Raw genomic sequence first — 22,575 nt, 5'->3', positions numbered from 1 at the left:
TCCCCAGATGAGAAAGAGAGTGTGCGGGTGCGGGGCTGACTACTGCACGTCGATGTAGTCACCCGTGGCGGAGACCGCCGGGGTGGTCGAGGTGCCCGCGAAGCTGTAGCGGTAGTAGCCGTCGGCCGACGCGGTGACCGTGGTGCTCAGACCGCCCGTGGAGGTGGTCTTGATGGTCTTCACGGTCGTGTAGGTGCTGGTGCCCTTCTTGCGGAACTGAAGCTTCACCGACTGGCCGGAGTAGCCGGAGTACGTCGCCGCGTCCCAGTTGGCGCGGGTCAGCTTGCCGGTGACCGTGATGGTCTTGCCCTTCTTCACGGGCTCCGGGGAGGCGTTGGCCGTCAGCTTGGACAGACGCTGGACCTTGAAGGTCTTCACGTTGTCCTTCTGGACGTAGTCGGCGTCCTTGCCCGAGGCGATGCCCCAGACCTTCCAGGTGCCGGCGACCGCGTTGACGGCGTTGTACTGCGGCTCGATCTCGTAGCTGGCCTTGCAGTTCGCGGTGGTGGAGCTCGTCGCGGTGCAGCTGGCGTAGCCGTCGTTGCCGGTGGCCACGGCGCCGCTGTCGGAGTTGTCGAAGTCCGAGCCGTGCCACAGGATGGCCATGGCGTCCTTGACACCCGAATCGTCCGTGACCTTGAAGGTCACGGAGATGGTCTTGGTGGCGGTCGCGCCGACGACGACAGCCTTGCCGCCGTTCACGACGACGTTCGAGATCGTGGTGTCGCCTTCGACGGTGTCGGCCTGGGCGGCCGGCACGGCGAGGGCGGACAGGGCCAGGGCGCCGGTGACGGCAGCCCCGAGGACTCGAATGCGCATGCGTTCCCCACGTGAAGAGGGGCCCGGCGGAGATCGTCCCCCACGGTCGTGTCAGCACGCCTGGGCCCAAAGTGATCGGTGAGTCTGTTGACTCAGCTGATCAGATTCGTGACGCATGGGAATGGTTGTACGGCCGATCAGAAATTTATTCGAGAGATTTCTGACCGGTCGTACCGTGCCCTGCCCCTCAGTCGAACCAGCGGTCCCGCGCCAGCTCCTCCGTCCGCGAAGGATCCTCCAGCAGCGCCGCCACCTCGAACCGCCGCGGCCACTGCCCCGCCGCCCAGGCGAGTCCCGCCGCGACCCCTTCCAGCGTCGCCGCGTGCAGCACGCCGTCGCCGGTCAGGCGCCAGTCGATCTCCACGCCGTCCACGACGAGCTCCTCGTGTTCCACATACGACTCAGGCGTTCGCGACCCCAGCAGCACCCGCACCGGGTCCGGTACGTCGTGCTCGGTGCCCTCGGAGTCCACCGACCCCGTCACGGACTCGCTCAGCCGCCGCACCTGGAACAGCTCGGCCAGTTCCGCGGCCCGCGCCGGCCGTACCGGCAGCAGCGGCACGCCCTCGGTGAAGGGCAGCAGGTCCGGGGAGTCGACGACCACCGCGTCCGCCGCGTCCACGACCTCCACCCGCCCGTCCACGACGGCCCGCAGTTCGTCGGGGAGGGTGACCTGTTCCGGGTCGAGGTCGGCCAACGCCCCGTAGAGGGCGTGCAGTTGCGCCCCGCTGACCTCCCGCTCGGGGTCCGCGAGGCGGTCGAGGAGTTCCGCCGCGCCGCCCGGCTCGTCGAGGAGCGCGGCGACGGACGTGCGGACGCCCAGCGCCCGCAGCACCTGCTCGTCGTCGAACCCGGTCGCGTCGGCCTCGTCGTACAGGCCGCGGAGGAGGGGGTCGCCGCCGGCCGCCAGCAGGCCCGCGGGGCGCCGGCCGTCCAGCACCGGGTGGCCGCGCAGCCACCATGCCGTGTAGGGCCGTACGACCTCGTGCGTGCCGTCCGGGAGCAGGATGCGCACCTGCTGGGTGAGCGCGTCCCGCAGGGGCGGCTGGGCGAGGAGCGCGAGGGCCTGGGGCCAGCGTTCCTCGTCGACGAGTTCGAGGTCCCGTACGGCGACCAGCTCGGTGGCGACCGGCGGCACCGGCGAGTCCGGGAAGCGGTCGAGGACGTCCTCGCTCCACACGTCGACGGCGTCCAGCAGTCCGGCGTCGTCGGGCTCGGCGAAGTCCCCGTCGCGCGGCTCCAGTTCGTCCGGGTCGAGGACGACGTCGGTGGCGCGGACGAGCGCGAAGGTGGCGAGCACGCCACAGGCGGCGAGCGGCTGTTCGCCCCAGCGGTCGGCCAACTCCGCGTCCACCGTCGCCAGTTCGCCTTCTCGCATCACCTGGTGGAAGGGGCTGCCGGGGAAGACCAGTTCACCGGCGGGGGCGGGCTCGCCGTCCTCGTCGGGGAGGGCGAGCGCGCCGAGCCACGGCTCGTCACCGGGTTCGAGGCCCGCGTCCCGCACCAACGCCAGCACGGTGTCGGCGAGTTCGTCGGCGTCGAGGGTGTCCTGCTCCCAGTCGAGGCCGCCCTCGTCGTCCAGCGAGGCGGCGACGGCGGCCCTCACCTGGGGGGTCGTGAGGACGGCTCGCGGGGACGCGGGCAGCGCGCCGAGCTTCTCCAGCAGCGGGTGGGCGCCGTCGGGATGCGCGACCTTCAGCCCGAGCCGGGCGAGCGTCTCCGGCTCGACCGAGGCACCCTCGGACGTGGGCAGCAGCACCTGTCGCGGCCCGATGGTGGTCCGCCCGTCGGCGAGCGGCACGGGCAGTCCGGACAGCCGGTCCGGGTCGACCCCGGCGAGGCTGTCGTAGAGCCGCCGCCACCAGCCGGGCTCCTTCTCCAGCCCGGCGAGCCGGTCGATCGCGTCGGTGAGCGGGACGCGGGCGACGCCCAACGTCCGCAGTTCCACGCGCCGTTCGAGCCCGGCGGGGAGGAGGGTCGGCAGCACTTCCGCCAGTACGCGTACGGTGTCCGCCCCCGCGCCCTCGACGACCTCCGCATCCCTCGGCCGCAGCGCCTCGGGCAGCTCGTCCGTGGGCTCCAGGACGGGCGGCAGGAAGGCGGTACGCGGCAGCCGCTCCAGGACGGCGTGGCGCAGCGCGCCGTCCAGCTCGCCCTTGCCCAGCGGGCCGGGCACGAGGTCGATGATCCCGACGCCCACCGGCCGCCAGGCGGCGAGCAGTTCGGCGTACGCGTCCGCCGCCCGCTGCACGAGGAAGTCCGTCAGCGGACCGGGGGCCGCGTGCCGCCGGGTGGGGTCGAGGGGGAAGGAGGCGATGAGCAGGGCGGGGACGCCGAGGGGCTCGTCGCTGGGGGTCGGGGCGTGCACGACGGGGTTGGTGCGGGGCCGGACGGGCGCGCCGTCCGCGTCCACCGGCACGGCCCAGGTGACCGACCAGTGGGGCCGCAGCCGCTCCTCGACGGGCCGGTCGGCGAGCAGGTCGGCGGTGAGCGGCCCGTGCCCGGAGACGACCCGCCACGTGGTGGCGCCGGTCTCCCCGTCCCGTACGTCCTCCACGACGACGAAGGCGCCGTCGGTGCGGCGGCGCAGGGTGCGGGCGTCGGTGCCCGCCTCGATCACGACCTCCTCCAGGCCGGGCAGGGCAAGGAGCAGGGCGTCGTCGACGGCCCGCAGCAGCCGTTCGGCGAGGTCGGCGGCGGCCGTGTCGCGCAGCGGGAGGATGACGGCGGTGTCATAGCCGTCGGGGGCGGTGCCCTCGGCGGCGAAGGGAAGCCGGAGCAGCGGGACGTGCCCGTCGCGCCGCCGGATCTCGTCACCGAGGCCGGGGCTGTGCCGGGCGGTCTCGGCGGCATGGTCACGGGCCTCGGCGAGGGACCAGCGGACACCACCGTGCCGGCCGACGACGGCGGGCTCGTCGGTGACGGCGAGGACGGCCGCGAACCCGACGCCGAACCGCCCTACGGAGGGCGTGCCGGCAGCGGTGTCCCGTTTGGCGGAAGCACGGAGGGTGGAGAGCGACTCGACACCGGCGGCGTCCAGCGGGGCGCCGGTGTTGGCGGCGACGAGGACGCCGTCGCGCAGGGTCAGCCGCAGCCGCCCGGCGACTCCCGCCCGCGCCGCCGCGTCGGCGGCGTTCTGGGCGAGCTCGACGACGAGCCGGTCCCGGTAGCCGCCGAGGACGAGGTCCTCCTCGGCGTTGGCGTCCTCGCGGAACCGGGCGGGGCTGGTCGCCCAGGCGTCGAGCACGCCCCGCCTGAGACGGGCGGTCCCGAACGGGTCGGCTCCCTCGGCTGCGGGCCGCACGAACTTGCTCACGATGACTCTCCTCGTCTGCGTGCGACGAAGGTACCGCGAGTTGGTCTTGGCGCCCTGACGGGATCTCCCGGCGAGGAACCCCTCGTTTCGTCATGCACGTCCCATACGATGATCAAGCAACCCGCATGTAACGACAAAGTCGGCAAATTCGCCGTAGGGCCCTACAACCCCCTCCTCGGGCCAAGGATCTGATCCCACGAGTCAACAGACTCCTAGATCAACTCTCCCCCTGGGGAACGCACATGCGCATCAGAGCCACCGCGGCCGCCGTCTCCGCCGTCACCGGCGCCCTGGCCCTCACCGGCCTCGCCGTCCCGGCCGCCCAGGCCGCCGACTCCGGCACCCCCTACACGCTGGACGTCAGCTTCTCCAACTTCAAGATCGCCTCGTCGATCAAGGTCGGCACCACCGCCGCCGTCAGCACGAAGGTCAGCTACACGCTGACCCACGGCTCCGACGTCGACCCCACCGCGTCGGACTTCTACACCGACGCGCTGCTCTACCGGGGCACGCTCGACGGCACCGAGGACAGCTCCGACGGCGTCAGCGGCGGCCCGGCCACCTGCACCGTCACCTCGGCCACCACGGCCACCTGCACCGGCACCCTCGACATCTACCCGGCCGACGGCGACCTCCGCAACGCCGACGCCGGTACCTGGAAGGCTGCCGCCGAGGCCGTCGACTTCAACGGCCAGGACCCGAACAGCAACAACCTCGACCTCAGCAAGGTCGGCTACAAGGACCAGGGCGACCTCGCCACCACCAAGGTGCTGCGCCTCGGCAAGCTCACCGCCAACGCCTCGCCCGAGCCGGTCCGCAAGGGCCGGACCATCACCGTCACCGGCAAGCTGACCCGCGCCAACTGGGAGACCGGCAAGTACGCCGGCTACTCCGGCCAGTCGGTGAAGCTTCAGTTCCGCAAGAAGGGCACCAGCACCTACACCACGGTCAAGACCATCAAGTCCAGCTCCACGGGCGGCCTGAGCACCACGGTCACGGCTTCCGTCGACGGCTACTACCGGTACAGCTTCGCGGGCACCGCGACCACGTCGGCGGTGAGCGCCACGGGCGACTTCATCGACGTGCAGTAAGCAGTAAGCAGTAAGCAGTAACCCCCGTCATGCGGGGAAGCGGCGGTCGACCCATTTCCACGTCACCTCAAGGGCGGCCGCCGCCACCACCGAGATCCCCACCGCCATCCACGGCATGGTCACACCCACCAGCTTCAGCGCGAAGAAGTCCTGCAACCACGGCACGGCCAGGACCAGCAGGAACCCCGCGCCCATCGACGCCACCAGCACCACCCGCCACCACGTGTACGGCCGGGCGATGATGGCCAGCACCCACATCGAGATCAGGAACAGGGTCAGGGTCGCGACGCTCGTCTCCGCGTCCAAGGAGCCTTCGCCCGTGTAGTGGTGACGGGCGATCAGGTAGGTCACGAAGGTCGCCACCCCCGCCACCAGCCCGCCGGGGATCGAGTACCGCATCACCCGGCGTACGAAGTGCGGCTTGGCCCGTTCCTTGTTGGGCGCCAGCGCCAGGAAGAACGCCGGTACGCCGATCGTCAGCGTCGACAGCAGGGTCAAGTGCCGGGGCAGGAACGGGTATTCCACCTGCCAGCACACCACCAGCACCGCCAGCAGCACCGAGTACACCGTCTTCACCAGGAACAGCGTCGCCACCCGCGTGATGTTCCCGATGACCCGGCGCCCCTCCGCCACCACGTCCGGCAGCGTGGCGAAGCTGTTGTTGAGGAGGACGATCTGGGCGACCGCGCGCGTGGCCTCCGACCCCGAGCCCATCGAGACGCCGATGTCCGCGTCCTTGAGCGCCAGCACGTCGTTCACGCCGTCGCCGGTCATCGCGACCGTGTGCCCGTGGGACTGCAACGCCCCCACCATGTCCCGCTTCTGCTGCGGGGTGACCCGTCCGAACACCGTGCCCTCGTCGAGCGCGTCCGCCATCCCGTCCTGGTCCGAGGGGAGCGTACGGGCGTCGACCGCCGTACCCGTCAGGCCCAGCTTCCCGGCCACCGCGCCCACCGACACCGCGTTGTCACCGGAGATGACCTTGGCGCGGACGTCCTGCTCGGCGAAGTAGCGCAGGGTGTCGGCCGCGTCGGGCCGCAGCCGCTGCTCCAGTACGACGAGAGCGGCGGCGGACGCACCGCGCGCGACCTCCGGATCGTCGAGGTCGCCCGTCACCCGGGCCAGCAGCAGCACCCGCAGGCCCTGCTCGTTGAGCCGCTCGGTCTCGGCCAGCGCAGGGTCGTCGGCGCCCAGCAGCACGTCCGGCGCGCCAAGGAGCCAGGTGCTGGACTCGCCGTTCCCCTCACTGAAGCGTGCCCCGCTGTACTTGCGGGCGGAGGAAAAGGGGAGCGACTCGGTGCAGCGCCAGTCCTCGGCGTCCGGGTAGGCGTCGATGATGGCCTGGAGGGAGGCGTTCGGGCGCGGGTCCGATTCCCCCAGGGCACCCAGCACCTTGCGTACGTACGTCTCGTCGCTGCCGCCCAGCGCGCGCAGCTCCGTGACGTCCATGCCGCCCTCGGTCAGCGTGCCCGTCTTGTCGAGGCAGACCGTGTCGATGCGGGCGAGGCCCTCGATGGCCGGCAGCTCCTGAACCAGGCACTGTTTTCGGCCAAGCCGGATCACGCCGATCGCGAAGGCGACGGAGGTCAGCAGGACCAGCCCCTCCGGGACCATCGGGACGATGCCGCCGACCGTGCGGGCGATGGACTCCTTCACGTCGTGGCTCTTGACGACCAGTTGCGTGATCACCAGGCCGATCGCCGCCGGGATCATCATCCAGGTCACGTACTTGAGGATCGTGGAGATGCCGGTCCGCAGCTCGGAGTGGACCAGCGTGAAGCGGGAGGCCTCCTCGGCGAGTTGGGCGGCGTACGCCTCCCGCCCCACCTTGGTGGCCTGGAACGCGCCCCCGCCCGCGACGACGAAACTCCCGGACATGACCGGGTCGCCGGGCTGTTTGACGACCGGGTCGGCCTCACCGGTGAGCAGCGACTCGTCGATCTCCAGACCGTCCGCCTCGACGCACACCCCGTCGACGACGACCTTGTCGCCGGGCCCGATCTCGATCAGGTCGTCGAGCACGATCTCCGACGTACTGACTTCGAGCGCCTCGCCGTCCCGCCGTACCGTCGGCTTCGCCTCGCCGATCACGGCCAGCGAGTCCAGGGTCTTCTTCGCCCGCCACTCCTGGATGATGCCGATGCCCGTGTTGGCGATGATCACGTACCCGAACAGGCTGTCCTGGAACGGCGCGACGAACAGCATGACCAGCCAGAGCACACCGATGATCGCGTTGAACCGGGTGAAGACGTTCGCGCGGACGATCTCGCCGAACGACCGGCTGCTGCGCACCGGTACGTCGTTGACCGCCCCCCGCGCCACCCGCTCGGCGACCTCGGCGGCGCTCAGCCCGCCGTTCGCCACGGGGGCGCGCACGGGTACGGGATGCACAGGATCGAGTTCGGCGCCCGCGTCGATGTGCGTCATGCATTCGACGGTACGTGCGGTTTTGCGGCTTCACCCGCCGAGTGGACGGAAGTTCCGACCTGGGGAGGAGAGGCGGCCGGGCCGAGTGGTGCCCAGGTAGTACGGGCCTACTCGGCTTCCCGTAGGGTCCCGGCGGCCTCGGCGCGCTTGATGGCCGCGTCGCGGCGGCGGACGTAGTAGATGCCGATCAGGCCGAGCCCCGCGCCGGCCAGGCAGGTCCACACCCACCAGGCGTGTCCGCGGTCGTCGAACCAGCCGTAGAAGGGGAGCTGGACGAGGAAGAGGACGAACCAGAGGATCGTGCCGCCGATGATGGTCGGCACGATGGGGCCCTCCAGGGGCTCCGGTGCCTCGTGCTGAGGGGTCCACTTCGCCATGGGCACAGCTTACGAGGCGGTACCCGGTGCTTCGTCGGCGATCAGTTCTACGCGCGGAGATAGCTAACTCCGGGTTTATATGTTCATACTGAAACGGTTTACGTCTGTCCACTTCTGCTCGTAGGAACATCCAATGTCGACCTCGGCCACCGCCAAGGCTCCCGCGCCCGAACAGCCGGGCGGCACGCCCGCGTACGGCGCCCTCGACCGCTACTTCAAGATCTCCGAGCGGGGCAGCAGCTTCGCCCGCGAGGTCCGCGGCGGTTTCGCCACCTTCTTCGCGATGGCCTACATCATCGTGCTGAACCCGATCATCCTGGGCAGCGCGAAGGACATGTACGGGCACCAGCTCGACAACGGCCAGCTCGTCACCGCCACCTGTGTCACCGCGGCCTTCACCACGCTCCTCATGGGCGTCATCGGCAATGTGCCGATCGCGCTGGCCGCCGGTCTCGGCGTGAACTCGGTCGTCGCCCTCCAGCTGGCGCCCCGGATGTCGTGGCCGGACGCCATGGGCATGGTGGTCCTGGCGGGCTTCATCGTGATGCTGCTGGTGGCGACCGGTCTGCGCGAGCGCGTGATGAACGCGGTGCCCTTCGGTCTGCGCAAGGCGATCAGCATCGGTATCGGCCTGTTCATCATGCTGATCGGGCTGGTGGACTCCGGCTTCGTCTCCCGCATCCCGGACGCCGCCCACACCACCGTCCCGCTCCAGCTCGGCGCCGACGGTCACCTCAACGGCTGGCCGGTCCTGGTCTTCATCCTCGGCGCGCTGCTCACGCTCGCGCTGATCGTCCGCAAGGTGTCCGGCGCGATCCTGATCTCGATCGTCGCCATGACCGTCCTGGCGGTGATCATCGACGCGGTCGCCACGATCCCGTCCTGGGGTCTGACGACGCCGAAGTGGCCCGGCAACCCGGTCGCCAGTCCCGACTTCGGTCTGATCGGTGACGTCAGCCTGTTCGGCGGCTTCGACAAGGTCGGTGTGCTGACCGGCATCCTCTTCGTCTTCACCGTGCTGCTGTCGTGCTTCTTCGACGCGATGGGCACGATCATGGGCGTCAGCGACGAGGCCAAGCTGACCGACGCGCAGGGCCAGATGCCCGGCATCAACAAGGTCCTCTTCGTCGACGGCCTCGCCGTCGCGGCGGGTGGCGCGAGCTCCTCGTCCGCCACCACCGCCTTCGTCGAGTCGACGGCCGGCGTCGGTGAGGGCGCCCGCACCGGCTTCGCCAACCTCGTCACCGGCGGCCTCTTCACGGTGGCGCTGTTCCTCACGCCGGTCGCCACGATGGTCCCGTCCCAGGCGGCCACCCCGGCGCTGCTCGCGGTCGGCTTCATGATCCTTGCGGGCTCGGTCAAGGAGATCGACTGGGCCGACTACACGATCGCGATCCCGGCCTTCATCACGATGGTGATGATGCCGTTCACCTACTCCATCACCAACGGCATCGGCATGGGCTTCATCACCTTCGTGGTGCTGCGCCTGGCGGCCGGGCGGGCCAAGGAGATCCCGGTCGCGATGTACGTGGTCTCCGCCGTGTTCGCCTTCTACTACCTGATGCCGGCCCTGGGTCTGACCTGATCGACAGGCCTCACGTGAGGCCGTAGAACTTCTCCGTCTCCTCGACGGCGGTCTGGAACCGCTCGTCGAAGTCGTCCCGAATGAGCGTCCGGATCACATAGTCCTGGACGCTCATTCCCCTTTTGGCCGCATGGTCCCGGAGCCGGTCGAGCAGCTCCCCGTCTATCCGCAGGCTGAGCACGCTGGTCCCCATGAACACGAGGGTCGCGGGCCGATCCGGACGCCGTTCACTTTCCGCTGCCGTCTCACTCGTACGGGTGAAGGTCCGGTTTCAGTGGCCAGGCTCACGGGAATCCTCGCGCGCGCCAGCTTGTTTAGCGAGAGTAATGAGTTACGCTAAGGAGATGCCGGACCTTACGCATGGCGACGACGCTGCCGCCGTGAACTCCCTACGCTCCGCCGTGATGCGACTGTCGCGCCGCCTGAAGCACCAGCGGGTCGACGAGTCGCTGAGCCCGACCGAGATGTCGGTCCTGGGCACCCTCTCCCTCTGCGGCAAGGCCACCCCCGGTGAGCTCGCCCGTAAGGAGCACGTACAGCCGCCGTCGATGACCCGCATCGTGGCGCTGCTGGAGGCCAAGGGACTCGTCCGGCTGGAGCCGCACCCCGAGGACCGCCGCCAGAAGGTCGTCACGAAGACGGAGCAGGCGGAGGCGATGCTCGCCGAGAGCCGCGCCAAGCGCAACGCCTTCCTGGCCACCCTGGTCGACGGACTCGACGAGGACGAGTGGGCGAAACTGCGCGCCGCCGCCCCCGTGCTGGAGAAGCTCGCACACCTGTAAGCCACACCGAGGAGGCGAACCCTTTTGAGTACGGGACCCGGAGCAGACTCCGCCCCCGCACCGTCCACCCCGATCCTTGAGGACCCTGGCAAGTCCTCGATGTTCGGCTCACTCAGGAACCGCAACTACCGCCTGTTCTTCCTGGGGCAGGTCGTCTCCAACACCGGCACCTGGATGCAGCGCATCGCCCAGGACTGGCTCGTCCTCAGCCTCACCGGCTCCGCGACCGCCGTCGGGGTCACGACGGCACTCCAGTTCCTGCCGATGCTCCTGTTCGGCCTCTACGGCGGCGTCCTCGTCGACCGGCTGCCCAAGCGCCCCACCCTCCTGGTCACCCAGTCCGCGATGGCCCTCACCGGCCTGGCACTCGCCTTCCTGACCCTGACCGGCCACGTCGAGGTCTGGCACGTCTACCTGGCGGCCTTCGCCGTCGGCCTCGCCACGGTCGTCGACAACCCGGCCCGGCAGACCTTCGTCTCCGAGATGGTCGGCCCCGACCAGCTCCAGAACGCCGTCAGCCTCAACTCCGCGAACTTCCAGTCGGCCCGCCTGATCGGCCCCGCCGTCGCGGGCCTGATGATCACCGGCGTCGGCACGGGCTGGGCGTTCCTGGCGAACGGCCTGAGCTTCATCGCCCCGATCACCGGCCTGCTCCTGATGCGCGCCCGCGAGCTGCACGTCGTGCGGCGCGCCCCGCGCGGCAAGGGCCAGCTGCGGGAAGGGCTCCAGTACGTCGCGGGCCGCCCGGACCTGATCTGGACGATCGTGCTGGTCGGCTTCGTGTCGACCTTCGGCTTCAACTTCCCCGTGTACCTGTCGGCCTTCGCCGACGACGTCTTCCACGCGGGCGCCGGCTCCTACAGCCTCTTCAACACCGTCATGGCGGTCGGCTCCCTCGCGGGCGCCCTGCTCGCCGCCCGCCGCGGCACCGCCCGGATGCGGGTGCTGGTGGTGGGCGCGGTGGCCTTCGGCACGCTGGAGATGGTGGCGTCCCTCGCCCCGTCCCTGTGGCTGTTCGCCCTGCTGATGATGCCGATCGGCATGTTCGGCATGACGGTCAACGTCACCGCCAACAGCAGCGTCCAGCTGGGCACCGACCCGGCCATGCGCGGCCGGGTGATGTCCCTCTACATGATGGTGTTCATGGGCGGCGCCCCGCTCGGCGCACCGATCGCCGGCTGGATCACCGACGCGTACGGCGTCCGGGCGGGCCTGGCGGCCGGCGGCGCGATCGCCGCGGGCGCCGCGGTCGTCATCGGGCTGGTCCTCGCCAGGGTCGGCAACCTGCGGCTGTCGGTCGGCTGGCACCGCGGCCACCCGCAGGTCCGCTTCGTGCCGCGCCAGGCACAGGAGCAGCTGGCGCCGGCGGCGTAGGTGTCGTACCGGCCCGGGGGGTGTCAGACCCTCCGGGCCAGCAGCTGCCCGGGCCACCGCTGCTCCCCGACCGTGAAGGCCTCGACGCGGCGGAAGCCGTTGTCCTCGTAGTAGCGGACGAGCTTGCCGTCGTCGCCCGCGTAGCAGTCCACCCGCAGGAGCCCGACCCCGGCCCGCCGGGTCTCCTCGGCCGCGTGCTCGATGAGGGCGCTGCCCACCCCCTGGCCCTTGAAGCGCCGCTCCGAGGCCAGCCAGTGGATGTACCGCTCGGGCTCGCCGGGGGCGGGGAGGTGGGCCAGATAGGCGCCGGGCGCGTCGGTGAGGCTGAGGGTGGCGGCCGGGACGCCGTCGACCTCGGCGATGTAGGTGATGCCGTCGTCCATGTACCGGGTGACGGACTCGACGGTCTTCGGGCTCTCCGACAGCGGCTTCGACCCCCACTGCCCGGTCCGCCCCTGCGCGGCCAGCCACTCCACACAGCTGTCCAGCATGCCGAGTATCGCCGGGATGTCGTCGTGGTCGCCGTTCCTGATGGTGATCGCCATGACGGCAGCGTAGATCTTTGCCAAGGTGACGGACATGAGACTTTTCGCCGCGGTGCTGCCGCCGGAGGACGTGGCCGAGGAACTGGCCACCGAGCTGCACGGGTTGCAGCGGCTGCCGGGGGCGGACGCGCTGCGCTGGACCGGACGGCCCGGCTGGCACTTCACGCTGGCCTTCTACGGCGAGGTCGACGACGACGTCGTACCGGACCTGTCGGCGAGGCTGGAGCGCGCGGCGGGGCGTACGGAGGCTTTCGAGCTGGCCCTGCATCGAGGCGGGCAGTTCGGCAGAGGACGGGCCCTGTGGATCGGGGCGGACGGGGACATGGCGGCGCTGCGGCTGCTCGCGGAACGGGCGGAGGCGGCGGGGCGCAAGGCGGGCGTCGACATGGGGGAGCACCGGCGGTACAAGGCGCATCTGACCGTGGCCCGGAGCCGGTCGGAGGTGGACGTGCGGCCGTACGTGGTGGCGCTGGACGGTTTTACCGGGCGGGCGTGGACGGTGGGCGAGCTGGCGCTCGTGCGGAGCAGCCTGCCGCGGTCGGGGGTGCCGGGGGAGCAGCCCCGGTACGAGGTGGTCGGGCGGTGGGGGTTCGGAGGGGCCGGTTAGGCTCTGGGACGTGGACCCGAAGACCCGGAACCGGATCATGGCCGTTGTGCTGGTGCTGATGTTCGGCGTTGTCGCGCTGGCGGCGGCGCTCGGCAAGTGAGGGGCGGGAGGCCCCTCACTCACCCGTGACTACCAGGCGAAGGCCTCCGGGGACGGCCCCGGACCCGGGAAGATCTCGTCGAGGCCGGTCAGGAGTTCCTCGCTCAGGTCCAGTTCCGAGGCCCGGATCGCTGATTCCAGCTGCTCCGCCGTGCGCGGGCCGACGATCGGGCCGGTGACACCGGGGCGGGTCAGGAGCCAGGCCAGGGCCGTCTCGCCGGGTTCCAGACCGTGCTTGTCGAGGAGATCCTCGTACGACTGGATCTGCGCGCGTACGGCCGGATTGGTGAGCGCCTCCGCCGTACGGCCGGAAGAGCGTCGGCCGCCCTCGACCTCCTTCTTGATGACCCCGCCCAGCATGCCGCCGTGCAGCGGCGACCAGGGGATCACGCCGAGGCCGTACTCCTGGGCGGCCGGGATGACCTCCATCTCGGCGCGGCGCTCGAAGAGGTTGTAGAGGCACTGCTCGCTGACGAGGCCGATGGTGCCGCCGCGGCGGGCGGCGATCTCGTTGGCCTGGGCGATCTTGTAGCCGGGGAAGTTGGAGGAACCGGCGTACAGGATCTTGCCCTGCTGGACCAGGACGTCGATCGCCTGCCAGATCTCCTCGAAGGGGGTGGCGCGGTCGATGTGGTGGAACTGGTAGACGTCGATGTGGTCGGTCTGGAGGCGCTTGAGCGACGCGTCGACGGCCCGCCGGATGTTCACGGCGGAGAGCTTGTCGTGGTTGGGCCAGGCCTCGCCGTCGGCGCCCATGTTGCCGTAGACCTTGGTGGCGAGGACGACCTTGTCGCGATGGGCGGGGTTCTTCGCGAACCAGGTGCCGATGATCTCCTCGGTACGGCCCTTGTTCTCGCCCCAGCCGTAGACGTTGGCGGTGTCGAAGAAGTTGATGCCCGCGTCCAGCGCCGCGTCCATGATCGCGTGGCTGTCGGCTTCGTCCGTCTGCGGGCCGAAGTTCATGGTGCCGAGGACGAGCCGGCTGACCTTGAGTCCCGTGCGTCCGAGCTGCGTGTACTTCATGACTTCTTAGCCAACGACGTGGAGTGCGCTCTAGGCAAGGGCAGTTGGGGTGCGTTGGGTGCGTTGGGCACGTGTGGCCCTTGGGGGTTGACGCTAACTGTTGGTTAGTGCTTTCCTGTGGGAAGTGTCAGCTTGAACTTTCAATATCTATTCCCGGAGTGTCGTATGCCCCCCACCTCCGTCCGCCGGGCCGTTGTCGCCTTCGTCGCCTCCACCGCCATGCTGGGTGCCGCAGCTGTTCCGGCCCTCGCGGCGCCGCACGTCGCGTCGGCGGGTCACGCCGGTTACGGCGCCCCTGGCGATCCCGCCCGCCTCGGCTACCAGAAGGACGTTGCCGTCCGTGTCCTCAAGGGCGTGTTCGAGCGCGGGGACACCGCGATCGTCGACCGTTTCGTACGGCCGGACTACATCCAGCACAACCCGCTCGCGCCGGACGGTGCGGAGACGCTGAAGGGGCTGGCGGTTTCGGTCCACCAGCAGTTCCCCGACGCCGAGTACGACATCAAGCGGGTGATCTCCGAGGGCGACCTCGTCCTGGTGCACTCGAACGTCGTCCTGACGCCGGGCGCGCGGGGCTCCGCCGTCTTCGACATCTTCCGCTTCCAGGGCGGGAAGATCGCCGAGCACTGGGATGTGGGACAGGCGGTGCCGGAGTCCTCGGTGAACGGCAACGACATGTTCTCGACGGTGAGTTGGCCGCGGACGGAATGGCCGGGGCCGGGGTTCCTCACGGGGTACAACAAGAAGCTGGTGACTGCCGCCTTTGACCAACTGCTGGTGAAGAAGGACCTGTCGGCGATCGACCGATACTGGGGCACCGAGTACCACCAGCACAACCCCGGGATCGCGGATGGTGTGGCGGGCGTCAAGTCAGGCCTGGGCGCGTACTTCAAGGCGTTCCCGCAGCTGAAGGTGGAGCCCAAGCGGGTCATCGCCGAGGGGGACCTGGTCGCCGTCCACAGTCACTACGTGCCGGCGCCGGGGGAGCGGGGGCAGGCGATCGTGGATCTGTTCCGGGTGCGGGGCGGGAAGATCGTGGAGCACTGGGATGTGATCCAGGATGTTCCGGAGAGCTCCGCGAACGACAACGGGATGTTCTAGAGCAGGGTGTTGAGGAAGGCCTTCCAGGTGGCGGGGGTCACCTGGAGGGTCGGGGTGGTGGGGGTGGCGGGGGTTTTTGAGTCGCGGATGTGGATGGTGGTGGGGGCTACGGCTATTTCGAGGCACTCGCCTTCGCTGCCGCTGTAGCTGCTCTTGAACCAGACGAGGTCCGTGCTCATAGCTTCCCTGCCACCTCTTCGATCAGCGTTGCCGACTCCTCGGGGTTGAGAGCCTGCGCTCGCAGCGTGCCATATTTCCCGAGCAGGTCTCCCAGGTCAGGCTGTTCGCTGACGAAGTAGCCGCCTCGATGTCCCTCAACGTAGGCGAGTTGGCGGCGTTCTTCCGTCTCCAGAAGGATCATGCTGCCGTTCAGACCGGCGTGTACTTGCCGGTCGTGTGGCATCACCTGGATCTCGACATGGCGGAGTTGGCCGATGGCGAGGATGTGGTGGAGCTGCTCCTTGAGGGCCGCCGGGCCGCCCAAGGGGCGTGTCAGCGTGCTTTCTTCGAGCACGTAGCTGACGTTGGGCGGGGGCTTCCGGGCGAAGAGTTGCTGCCGCTGAAGCCGGGTCGTCACCTGCTTCTCGATCTCCTTGTCCTCCAGGGTCGGGTAGCAGTTGCAGGTGATGACCGCCCGCGCGTATGCCTCCGTCTGTAGCGAACCCGGAATCAGATGGGTCTGGTACACATGCAGCGCGGCGGCCTTCTTCTCCTCCGCCAGATAGTCCTCGGTCCACGGGCGGAGCCCGCCCTTCCCGAACTCCTTCTCGGCCAGTACCGCCAGTGCACCTTGTGCACCGAGCACTTGGTCGGCGATCTCCACCAACTGCCCCTTGGGCGACCGCTCCCCGCGCTCCACCATCGCCACCTGTGACTTGGAGTACCCGACGTGCTTTCCGAGGGCCTCCTGAGTCATCCCCGCCCGCTCGCGGAAGAACCTCAACAGCGCCCCGAACGTCTCCGACCCGCGATCACCGGAGTGCACAACCGCCTCCCCAAGTGCACAGCCCTGCACCACCCTTGCCAACCCCTGGTCACAGTATGTGAGCGCCCGCAACGATTTGCGGCATGAACGAGAGAATCGACGCCCCCTGGATCCCGCTCTGGATTCCCGACGCCGGTCACGCCCTGCGGCTCGCCGGCGTGCACTTCGACGCCGTACGCATGCGCGGGCCGCTGGCCGAGCGCGTCGCCTCCGAGCTGCTGCGCTGTACCGACTTCGAGGCGGGGCCGATCGTCACCGAGGCCACGGGCGACCGGAACATGTACTTCCTGTTGCCCCCGCAAACCGGCGGAGCCTATGCATGGCCGCCGGGCGTACGGGTGTTGACGCGCAGTCACGGTGCCATGGCCTACGTGGGCGTACCCGCGCTGACCGGGGTCACCTGGCCACTGGGGTGGCGGTCGGTGCCGTCGGCAGGGGTGCCGTTCGTGGACGGGGAACTGCTGTGGGAGGTCGGGTGCGGGCTCAGTCCCGAGGGAACTCGTCGGTCTTGAGAACGAGGTCGACGACGGTGCCGGTCAGGTCGAGGTCGGTGCCGAAGTCGACCTTCGTGGGCTCGGCGTAGTCGCCCTGCTTAGGGTCGGTGTAGACGTGGCACCGTCCCTGGTAGGGATCGGCGATCACGTACAGGGGGACCTCCGCCTCCGCGTAGGCCAACCTCTTCGGACCGTAATCGTTGGCGGCCGTGCCCTTGGAGATGACCTCGGCGACGAACACGACGTCCTGCCAGCGCCAGTGACCCGTGTCGTCCTGTTTCGCGGAGTCCTTGAGCAGGGCGATATCCGGGCAGAAGCCGTTCTCGTGGCCCGGGAAGTCGATGCGGACGTCCGAGAACACCTTGACCCCCCTGCCGAACCGGTCCTCAAGAGCCCAAAGGAACCCGCGAATGATCTCCCAGTGAGCGCTCCGCTGCGGCGTCATATGGACGTTGCCCCCGACGATCTCGACCTTGTATCCCTCGGGGACGGGCATCCGCTCCAGCCGCTCGAACCACTCGTCCAAGCGCGCTGTGTTGGCGTCGGCGTCGGCCATCTCGATCCTGTCTTCAAGGACGGTCATCGTGGCGCTCCTCCCCGGCCGCCCCACGGACAGGTGCAGCCGCGCGGTACAACGATACGCACGGTGATCGGGGTGCGCCGATATTCAGTCAGTCTGTTCCGGCCTCGTACGTCTGTCCCCAGCCCCACGCCTGGTACATCGCCTCCGCGAACGCCTCCGCGATCTTGTGCTCACCGCTCGCGTTCGGATGCGTCCCGTCGTACGTGTCGATCGTGAAGTCGTACGACTCCGGCGGCGACGCCAGCAACAGCGGCGAGCGCGGCTCGTCGAGGTCGGCCACCACCTTCGCGAGCAGCTCATTGAAGCGGGTGACCTGCGCGGCGAAGTCGGTGTCCTCCTCGACGCGGACGTTGCGGAGCACGGGAAGCACGACCATGCGAACGCGCGGGTTCGCCTCCCGCGCCGCCGCGATGAAGTCACGCGCGTTCTCCGCCGTCTGCTCCGCGTTCGTGTAGAAGCCCAGGTCGATCAGGCCGAGCGAGACGAGCAGCACATTGGCCCGGCAGGTCCGCACCGCCTCGCCGATCAGCGGGGCCATGTGCAGCCAGCCCTCGCCCCAGCCCGCCAGGTGCGCGCTGGGGAAGTCCGGGTCGGCGTACTCGTACGACGTCGGCGCGTCCGTCGCCTTGTCGTGCAGGGTCTCGCGCGGGCCCACCACGGCGAACGGGCCGCCGTACGTGTCGCGCAGGTGCTGCCACATCCGGTAACGCCATGTGTGTTCGCCCGCGCTTCCGATCGTCATGGAGTCGCCGACGGGCATGAACCTGAGCATCCGATCATGATGAACGATCCCGGGGAGAGGTGGGGTGTGAGAGTCGCCACCTGGTCGCCCGCGCCTCCCCTTCCTGGGATGGCAAGCTTGACCGCATGCGTGCGCTACTGGGTGTCGTCGGAGCCTGTGCCCTGCTCGTTCTCACGGGCGCGGCCCCCGCCGCCGTCGCCGCCGACGGGGACGGCAAGGGGGACCAGGACTTCACCATCGAGGACTCCCGCATCACCGAGTCCAGCGGCCTCGCCGCCTCCCACCAGCACCCCGGCATCTACTGGACGCACAACGACCAGGACACCGGCAGTTACCTCTACGCCGTCGACAGCGGCACCGGGAAGACCGTCGCCCGCATCACCCTCGCCGGGGTCGGGCAGCAGCGGGACGTCGAGGCGATCTCCATCGGGCCCGACAACCAGATCTACGTCGGCGACATCGGCGACAATGATGGTGTGAGCTGGCCGTACGTCTGGATCTACCAGCTTCCCGAGCCCAAGGAGCTCAAGGACCAGACGATCCGCGCCAAGCAGTACGTCGTGAAGTACACGGACGGTTCGCGGGACGCCGAGTCGATGATCGTCCACCCCAAGACCGGGCGCGTCTACATCATCGACAAGCAGGAGGACGGCGGGCATCTCTACGAAGGGCCCGCCAAGCTCTCCACCTCCGGCACCAACGTCTTCAGGCCCGTCAAGCCCGTCGACCTCTGGGCCACCGACGCCGCCTTCTCACCGGATGGCCGACGCCTCGCCGTACGCGGGTACTTCGGCGGCATCTGGTACGACTGGAACGGCGGCGACCTGAAGAAGGAGGGGCGGCTGAGCGTGCCCCTCGGCCAGGGCGAGTCCGTCAGCTACTCCGCCGACGGCACCAAGCTCATGCTCGGCAGCGAGGGCGAGGGCAGCGAAGTGGTGGCGCAGGACGCGCCGGGGGGCGGTGGCGGGTCCTCCGGTTCGGCTTCCGGGGGCGGGAGTTCCGCCCAGGGGGGCGGCGGGGACGGCGGCGGCAACGGCACCGTCAAGGTCGGCGCCCTCGCCGTCGCGGCCGTCGTCGCCGTCGTCTTCGGGTTCCGGAGGCTGCTGCGGCCCCGGCGCTGACCTGCCCGCCGGCCTTGAAGTTCAGCCGGTGACGTCATGTGTCTTGACGTGTTCATGTGACCTGACTTCCATGGGGGGAGCGGGTGATGGGAGCGCTCCCATCACGTTCCGGGCCCGCGCCCCCCTAGAGAAGGCAGCGACATGTTCCGCACCTTGCGAAGAGCGTTGTGCGCGGCGGCGCTTCTGATCCCGCTCCTGGTCGGCGTCAGCCCCTCGGCGCAGGCGGCCGAGGCCGCCGCCGGTGCCGGGTACTGGCACACCAGCGGGCGCCAGATCCTGGACGCCAACGGCCAGGCGGTCCGGGTCGCCGGGATCAACTGGTTCGGCTTCGAGACCAGCAACCACGTCGTCCACGGTCTCTGGTCCCGCGACTACAAGTCCATGATCGACCAGATGAAATCGCTGGGCTACAACACCCTCCGCATCCCGTTCAGCGACGACATCTTCAAGTCCGGGACCGTCCCCAACAGCATCGACTTCAGCAGCGGCAAGAACGCCGACCTCCAGGGGCTCAGCTCTCTGGGCGTGCTGGACAAGATCGTGGCGTACGCCGGACAGGACGGCCTCAAGGTCATCCTCGACCGGCACCGCCCGGACTCCGCGGGGCAGTCGGCGCTCTGGTACACCGCCGCGGTCCCCGAGTCGACGTGGATCGCCAACCTGAAGGCGCTGGCGACCCGTTACCTCGGCCAGGACACCGTCGTAGGCATCGACCTGCACAACGAGCCGCACGACCCCGCCTGCTGGGGCTGCGGCGACACGGCGACCGACTGGCGGCTGGCCGCCCAGCGGGCCGGCAACGCGGTCCTCTCCGTCAACCCGGACCTGCTGATCTTCGTCGAGGGCGTGCAGACCTTCAACGGCGTCTCCGGCTGGTGGGGCGGCAACCTGATGGGCGTCGCCCAGTACCCGGTGAACCTGAGCGTCGCCAACCGGGTCGTCTACTCCGCCCACGACTACGCCACGAGCGTGGCCCAGCAGAGCTGGTTCAGCGACCCGTCCTTCCCCGCGAACATGCCGGGGATCTGGGACAAGTACTGGGGTTACATCTTCAAGCAGAACATCGCGCCCGTGTGGGTGGGCGAGTTCGGCACGACGCTCCAGTCGACCGTCGACCAGAAGTGGCTGGCGGCGCTCGTGGACTATCTGCGGCCGACGTCGACGTACGGCTCGGACTCCTTCCACTGGACCTTCTGGTCCTGGAACCCCAACTCCGGTGACACCGGCGGGATCCTGAAGGACGACTGGCAGTCGGTGGACGCGGTGAAGGACGGCTACCTGGCGAGCATCAAGGCGCCGGGCTTCCCGTCGAACGGCGGCGGTCCGGGCGGCCCCGGCGGTCCGGGCGGGCCCGGAGCCGCCTGCACCGCCGCCTACACCGTCACCAGCGACTGGGGCGGCGGCTTCAACGCCGAGGTGAAGGTGACCAACACCGGGACGACCGCGATCAGTTCATGGAAGGTGACCTGGACCTGGAGCGGGTCGCAGAAGGTCACGAACATGTGGAACGCGTCGTACACGCAGTCCGGGGCGACCGTGACCGCCACGAACGCCGCGCACAACGGGGCGGTGGCCGCGGGCGGTTCGGCGACCCTCGGGTTCGGCGGGGCGCCGGGAGGCGGGAGCGTGCCGACGGTGAGCTGCACGGCGACCTGAGCGAGGGGGCGCCCGGCACCCGGCCGGGCGCCCCTCCGTGTCGTCCACGGGGCGGGGCCGCCGGATCACAGCTGGTTCAAATTTTCGGTCGGGATGTTCTCCGTCGGCACGCTTTTCCGAAAAGATCGCGCCTGGACCGCCATCCTTCCGATCTCTGCCCAGCCCCCCATGCTCTGAAGGACCTTCATGAGAAGAAGTACAGCCGTGCTGTGCGGTGCGACCGTCGTCCTCGCCGGCTCGCTCACCGCCGTCCCGGCCCAGGCCGACGCCTCGCAGTCCTCGCGCTCCGCGCAGGCGTCCGGCCTCACCTGGAAGAAGTGCGGCACGGACGACTACCCGACCCTCCAGTGCGCGTCGGTGAAGGTGCCCCTGAACTACGCCAAGCCGGCGGGGCGGAAGATAACCCTCGCCCTGTCCCGCGTGCCGCACACCGCGCAGCACTACCAGGGCCCCCTTCTGGTCAACCCCGGCGGCCCCGGCGGCAGCGGCCTGACCCTCGCCGGCTTCGTCGCCTCCGCGCTCCCCAAGCAGGTCGCGAGCCAGTACGACGTCATCGGCTTCGACCCGCGCGGCGTCGGCAAGAGCAAGCCCGCCCTGGACTGCGCGCCGGGCTACTTCAACCCGGTCCGCCCGGACTCCGTGCCCGGCACGGCCGCGATCGAGAAGGCCAACCTCACGCGCGCCAAGTCCTTCGCCAAGGCCTGCGGCACCAAGTACAAGGACGTGTTGCCGTACATCAACACGATCAGCGCCGTGAAGGACATGGACTCGATCCGCAAGGCGCTCGGCGCGTCGAAGATCAACTACTTCGGCTACTCGTACGGCACCTACCTGGGCCAGGTCTACGGCAAGCTCTTCCCGAACCGGGTGCGCCGCCTGGTGCTGGACTCCATCGTCGACCCCGACGGGGTCTGGTACGACGCCAACATCTCGCAGGACTACGCCTTCGACGCCCGGCACAAGGCGCTCATGGCGTGGATCGCCAAGTACGACTCCACGTACAAGCTCGGCACCGACCCGGCCAAGATCGAGGCCAAGTGGTACGCGATGCGGGCGGAACTCGCCAAGACGCCGGCCGGCGGCAAGGTGGGCGCCTCCGAGCTGGAGGACATCTTCATCCCGGGCGGGTACTACAACGGCTACTGGCCCACGCTGGCCAAGGCGTTCGCGTCCTACGTGAACGACAAGAAGACCGCCCCGCTGGTCAACGCGTACGAGAACATCGCGGCCATCGACGCCTCCGGTGACAACGGCTACAGCGTCTACACCGCCGTGCAGTGCCGTGACGTCTCCTGGCCGCGCGACTGGAAGCAGTGGCAGAAGGACAACTGGAAGGTGTACGCCAAGGCCCCGTTCATGGCCTGGAACAACGCCTGGTACAACGCGCCGTGCGCGTTCTGGCCCACGAAGACCCTGAAGCCGGTGAACGTCGCCAACAGCAAGCTGCCTCCGGTGCTGCTGTTCCAGGCGACGGACGACGCGGCCACCCCCTACCAGGGCGGTGTCAACGTCCACCGTCTGCTCAAGCACTCCAGCCTGGTCGTGGAGCAGGGCGGCGGCAACCACGGCATCTCGCTGAGCGGCAACGCCTGCCTCGACAAGTACCTGGTGAAGTACCTCACCGACGGCACGGTGCCGCGTGGCAGCGGTGTGGCCGACGCGGTCTGCAAGAAGACCCCCGACCCCAAGCCGGAGGCCCCGGCCTCGGCGATGTCCGCGGCGACCGCCGGCCAGCCGGCCACGGCGCCGAGCGGGGCCGGCCTGCACGATCTCCTCGGCTTCCGCGGCTGAACCGACAAGCGCCGAAGCAGCACTGAAGCAGGACGGAACGAACAGGGCGCCCGGTGC

At 69.5% G+C, this 22,575-nt stretch carries 21 protein-coding genes; 10 read left to right on the top strand and 11 right to left on the bottom strand.

Features of this window, described 5'->3' with window-relative positions:
• Positions 1-39 precede the first annotated feature (39 nt).
• Positions 40-819, bottom strand: a complete 780-nt coding sequence (locus tag EJC51_RS22670) for a DUF5707 domain-containing protein (RefSeq protein WP_126272778.1) — start codon at positions 817-819, stop codon at positions 40-42.
• Positions 820-1,006: 187 nt separating this feature from the next.
• On the bottom strand, positions 1,007-4,135 hold the full coding sequence (locus EJC51_RS22665) for a sacsin N-terminal ATP-binding-like domain-containing protein (protein WP_126272777.1): 3,129 nt from the start codon (positions 4,133-4,135) through the stop codon (positions 1,007-1,009).
• Between the two features lie 242 nt (positions 4,136-4,377).
• Here EJC51_RS22665 and EJC51_RS22660 point away from each other — a divergent pair, with 242 nt between their 5' ends.
• Entirely contained in the window at positions 4,378-5,226 is an 849-nt protein-coding gene (locus EJC51_RS22660; RefSeq protein ID WP_126272776.1) for a hypothetical protein, read from the top strand.
• A 27-nt stretch (positions 5,227-5,253) separates the two neighbouring features.
• On the opposite strand, the gene EJC51_RS22655 is transcribed toward EJC51_RS22660, so the two are convergent.
• Both EJC51_RS22655 and EJC51_RS22650 read right to left on the bottom strand, forming a co-directional pair.
• The gene (locus tag EJC51_RS22655) at positions 5,254-7,653 is read right to left on the bottom strand and encodes a cation-translocating P-type ATPase (RefSeq protein WP_126272775.1); all 2,400 of its coding nucleotides are present in this window, start codon (positions 7,651-7,653) and stop codon (positions 5,254-5,256) included.
• A 107-nt stretch (positions 7,654-7,760) separates the two neighbouring features.
• The gene (locus EJC51_RS22650) at positions 7,761-8,030 is read right to left on the bottom strand and encodes a DUF2530 domain-containing protein (protein ID WP_097265608.1); all 270 of its coding nucleotides are present in this window, start codon (positions 8,028-8,030) and stop codon (positions 7,761-7,763) included.
• A gap of 133 nt (positions 8,031-8,163) precedes the next feature.
• On the opposite strand from EJC51_RS22650, the gene EJC51_RS22645 reads away from it, so the two are divergent.
• Positions 8,164-9,615, top strand: a complete 1,452-nt coding sequence (locus EJC51_RS22645) for an NCS2 family permease (protein WP_126272774.1) — start codon at positions 8,164-8,166, stop codon at positions 9,613-9,615.
• A 10-nt stretch (positions 9,616-9,625) separates the two neighbouring features.
• On the opposite strand, the gene EJC51_RS22640 is transcribed toward EJC51_RS22645, so the two are convergent.
• Positions 9,626-9,814 (bottom strand): ribbon-helix-helix protein, CopG family, encoded by a 189-nt coding sequence (locus tag EJC51_RS22640; RefSeq protein WP_079083374.1) that lies wholly within the window; start codon positions 9,812-9,814, stop codon positions 9,626-9,628.
• Between the two features lie 145 nt (positions 9,815-9,959).
• Here EJC51_RS22640 and EJC51_RS22635 point away from each other — a divergent pair, with 145 nt between their 5' ends.
• Together EJC51_RS22635 and EJC51_RS22630 are read left to right on the top strand one after the other, a co-directional pair.
• Positions 9,960-10,397, top strand: coding sequence for a MarR family winged helix-turn-helix transcriptional regulator (locus tag EJC51_RS22635; protein WP_030043600.1), 438 nt, complete (start codon positions 9,960-9,962; stop codon positions 10,395-10,397).
• A 24-nt stretch (positions 10,398-10,421) separates the two neighbouring features.
• Entirely contained in the window at positions 10,422-11,771 is a 1,350-nt protein-coding gene (locus EJC51_RS22630) for an MFS transporter (protein ID WP_341870656.1), read from the top strand.
• A 23-nt stretch (positions 11,772-11,794) separates the two neighbouring features.
• Here EJC51_RS22630 and EJC51_RS22625 read toward each other — a convergent pair whose 3' ends face one another.
• Positions 11,795-12,316 (bottom strand): GNAT family N-acetyltransferase, encoded by a 522-nt coding sequence (locus tag EJC51_RS22625; RefSeq protein WP_126272773.1) that lies wholly within the window; start codon positions 12,314-12,316, stop codon positions 11,795-11,797.
• 34 nt (positions 12,317-12,350) lie between these two features.
• Between EJC51_RS22625 and thpR the strand changes: the two genes are divergently transcribed.
• On the top strand, positions 12,351-12,923 hold the full coding sequence (gene thpR, locus EJC51_RS22620; RefSeq protein WP_126272772.1) for an RNA 2',3'-cyclic phosphodiesterase: 573 nt from the start codon (positions 12,351-12,353) through the stop codon (positions 12,921-12,923).
• A gap of 129 nt (positions 12,924-13,052) precedes the next feature.
• On the opposite strand, the gene EJC51_RS22615 is transcribed toward thpR, so the two are convergent.
• On the bottom strand, positions 13,053-14,045 hold the full coding sequence (locus EJC51_RS22615) for an aldo/keto reductase (protein WP_126272771.1): 993 nt from the start codon (positions 14,043-14,045) through the stop codon (positions 13,053-13,055).
• Between the two features lie 165 nt (positions 14,046-14,210).
• Here EJC51_RS22615 and EJC51_RS22610 point away from each other — a divergent pair, with 165 nt between their 5' ends.
• Positions 14,211-15,146 carry a nuclear transport factor 2 family protein gene (locus EJC51_RS22610; RefSeq protein ID WP_126272770.1) on the top strand — a complete coding sequence of 312 codons (936 nt, stop codon included), beginning with the start codon at positions 14,211-14,213 and terminating at the stop codon, positions 15,144-15,146.
• Here EJC51_RS22610 and EJC51_RS22605 read toward each other — a convergent pair.
• Together EJC51_RS22605 and EJC51_RS22600 are read right to left on the bottom strand one after the other, a co-directional pair.
• Positions 15,143-15,325, bottom strand: a complete 183-nt coding sequence (locus tag EJC51_RS22605) for a DUF397 domain-containing protein (RefSeq protein WP_126272769.1) — start codon at positions 15,323-15,325, stop codon at positions 15,143-15,145. The genes EJC51_RS22610 and EJC51_RS22605 overlap by 4 nt on opposite strands.
• A complete protein-coding gene (locus EJC51_RS22600) occupies positions 15,322-16,164 on the bottom strand; it encodes a helix-turn-helix domain-containing protein (RefSeq protein ID WP_341870731.1) in 843 nt (280 codons plus the stop codon). Before EJC51_RS22600 ends, EJC51_RS22605 begins: the two co-directional genes overlap by 4 nt.
• 50 nt (positions 16,165-16,214) lie before the next feature.
• On the opposite strand from EJC51_RS22600, the gene EJC51_RS22595 reads away from it, so the two are divergent.
• Positions 16,215-16,643, top strand: coding sequence for a hypothetical protein (locus EJC51_RS22595; protein WP_126272768.1), 429 nt, complete (start codon positions 16,215-16,217; stop codon positions 16,641-16,643).
• Here EJC51_RS22595 and EJC51_RS22590 read toward each other — a convergent pair.
• A complete protein-coding gene (locus EJC51_RS22590) occupies positions 16,615-17,208 on the bottom strand; it encodes a Uma2 family endonuclease (protein ID WP_126272767.1) in 594 nt (197 codons plus the stop codon). The two genes, EJC51_RS22595 and EJC51_RS22590, sit on opposite strands and share 29 nt — an antisense overlap.
• An 88-nt stretch (positions 17,209-17,296) precedes the next feature.
• Positions 17,297-17,980, bottom strand: a complete 684-nt coding sequence (locus tag EJC51_RS22585) for an SGNH/GDSL hydrolase family protein (RefSeq protein WP_126272766.1) — start codon at positions 17,978-17,980, stop codon at positions 17,297-17,299.
• Positions 17,981-18,075: 95 nt separating this feature from the next.
• On the opposite strand from EJC51_RS22585, the gene EJC51_RS22580 reads away from it, so the two are divergent.
• The 3 genes from EJC51_RS22580 to EJC51_RS22570 all read left to right on the top strand — a co-directional run bounded on the left by EJC51_RS22580 (position 18,076) and on the right by EJC51_RS22570 (position 22,518).
• Entirely contained in the window at positions 18,076-19,071 is a 996-nt protein-coding gene (locus tag EJC51_RS22580; RefSeq protein WP_126272765.1) for a WD40 repeat domain-containing protein, read from the top strand.
• Positions 19,072-19,212: 141 nt separating this feature from the next.
• Positions 19,213-20,727 (top strand): cellulase family glycosylhydrolase, encoded by a 1,515-nt coding sequence (locus EJC51_RS22575; RefSeq protein WP_126272764.1) that lies wholly within the window; start codon positions 19,213-19,215, stop codon positions 20,725-20,727.
• A gap of 186 nt (positions 20,728-20,913) precedes the next feature.
• Entirely contained in the window at positions 20,914-22,518 is a 1,605-nt protein-coding gene (locus tag EJC51_RS22570) for an alpha/beta hydrolase (protein ID WP_126272763.1), read from the top strand.
• The last annotated feature ends 57 nt before the right edge of the window (positions 22,519-22,575 follow it).

Source organism: Streptomyces aquilus (assembly GCF_003955715.1).
GTDB lineage: Bacteria > Actinomycetota > Actinomycetes > Streptomycetales > Streptomycetaceae > Streptomyces > Streptomyces aquilus.
Note: the sequence above shows the minus strand (reverse complement) of the source record. Positions and strands in the feature narration are given on the sequence as shown.

What these genes read in the sequence shown, in the direction of transcription:
- EJC51_RS22670 (WP_126272778.1), bottom strand. Translation starts at nt 819, where the DNA reads ATGCGCATTCGAGTCCTCGGGGCTGCCGTCACCGGCGCCCTGGCCCTG.
- EJC51_RS22660 (WP_126272776.1), top strand. Translation starts at nt 4,378, where the DNA reads ATGCGCATCAGAGCCACCGCGGCCGCCGTCTCCGCCGTCACCGGCGCC.
- EJC51_RS22655 (WP_126272775.1), bottom strand. Translation starts at nt 7,653, where the DNA reads ATGACGCACATCGACGCGGGCGCCGAACTCGATCCTGTGCATCCCGTA.
- EJC51_RS22650 (WP_097265608.1), bottom strand. Translation starts at nt 8,030, where the DNA reads ATGGCGAAGTGGACCCCTCAGCACGAGGCACCGGAGCCCCTGGAGGGC.
- EJC51_RS22645 (WP_126272774.1), top strand. Translation starts at nt 8,164, where the DNA reads ATGTCGACCTCGGCCACCGCCAAGGCTCCCGCGCCCGAACAGCCGGGC.
- EJC51_RS22635 (WP_030043600.1), top strand. Translation starts at nt 9,960, where the DNA reads ATGCCGGACCTTACGCATGGCGACGACGCTGCCGCCGTGAACTCCCTA.
- EJC51_RS22625 (WP_126272773.1), bottom strand. Translation starts at nt 12,316, where the DNA reads ATGGCGATCACCATCAGGAACGGCGACCACGACGACATCCCGGCGATA.
- thpR (WP_126272772.1), top strand. Translation starts at nt 12,351, where the DNA reads ATGAGACTTTTCGCCGCGGTGCTGCCGCCGGAGGACGTGGCCGAGGAA.
- EJC51_RS22615 (WP_126272771.1), bottom strand. Translation starts at nt 14,045, where the DNA reads ATGAAGTACACGCAGCTCGGACGCACGGGACTCAAGGTCAGCCGGCTC.
- EJC51_RS22610 (WP_126272770.1), top strand. Translation starts at nt 14,211, where the DNA reads ATGCCCCCCACCTCCGTCCGCCGGGCCGTTGTCGCCTTCGTCGCCTCC.
- EJC51_RS22605 (WP_126272769.1), bottom strand. Translation starts at nt 15,325, where the DNA reads ATGAGCACGGACCTCGTCTGGTTCAAGAGCAGCTACAGCGGCAGCGAA.
- EJC51_RS22595 (WP_126272768.1), top strand. Translation starts at nt 16,215, where the DNA reads ATGAACGAGAGAATCGACGCCCCCTGGATCCCGCTCTGGATTCCCGAC.
- EJC51_RS22590 (WP_126272767.1), bottom strand. Translation starts at nt 17,208, where the DNA reads ATGACCGTCCTTGAAGACAGGATCGAGATGGCCGACGCCGACGCCAAC.
- EJC51_RS22585 (WP_126272766.1), bottom strand. Translation starts at nt 17,980, where the DNA reads ATGCTCAGGTTCATGCCCGTCGGCGACTCCATGACGATCGGAAGCGCG.
- EJC51_RS22580 (WP_126272765.1), top strand. Translation starts at nt 18,076, where the DNA reads ATGCGTGCGCTACTGGGTGTCGTCGGAGCCTGTGCCCTGCTCGTTCTC.
- EJC51_RS22575 (WP_126272764.1), top strand. Translation starts at nt 19,213, where the DNA reads ATGTTCCGCACCTTGCGAAGAGCGTTGTGCGCGGCGGCGCTTCTGATC.
- EJC51_RS22570 (WP_126272763.1), top strand. Translation starts at nt 20,914, where the DNA reads ATGAGAAGAAGTACAGCCGTGCTGTGCGGTGCGACCGTCGTCCTCGCC.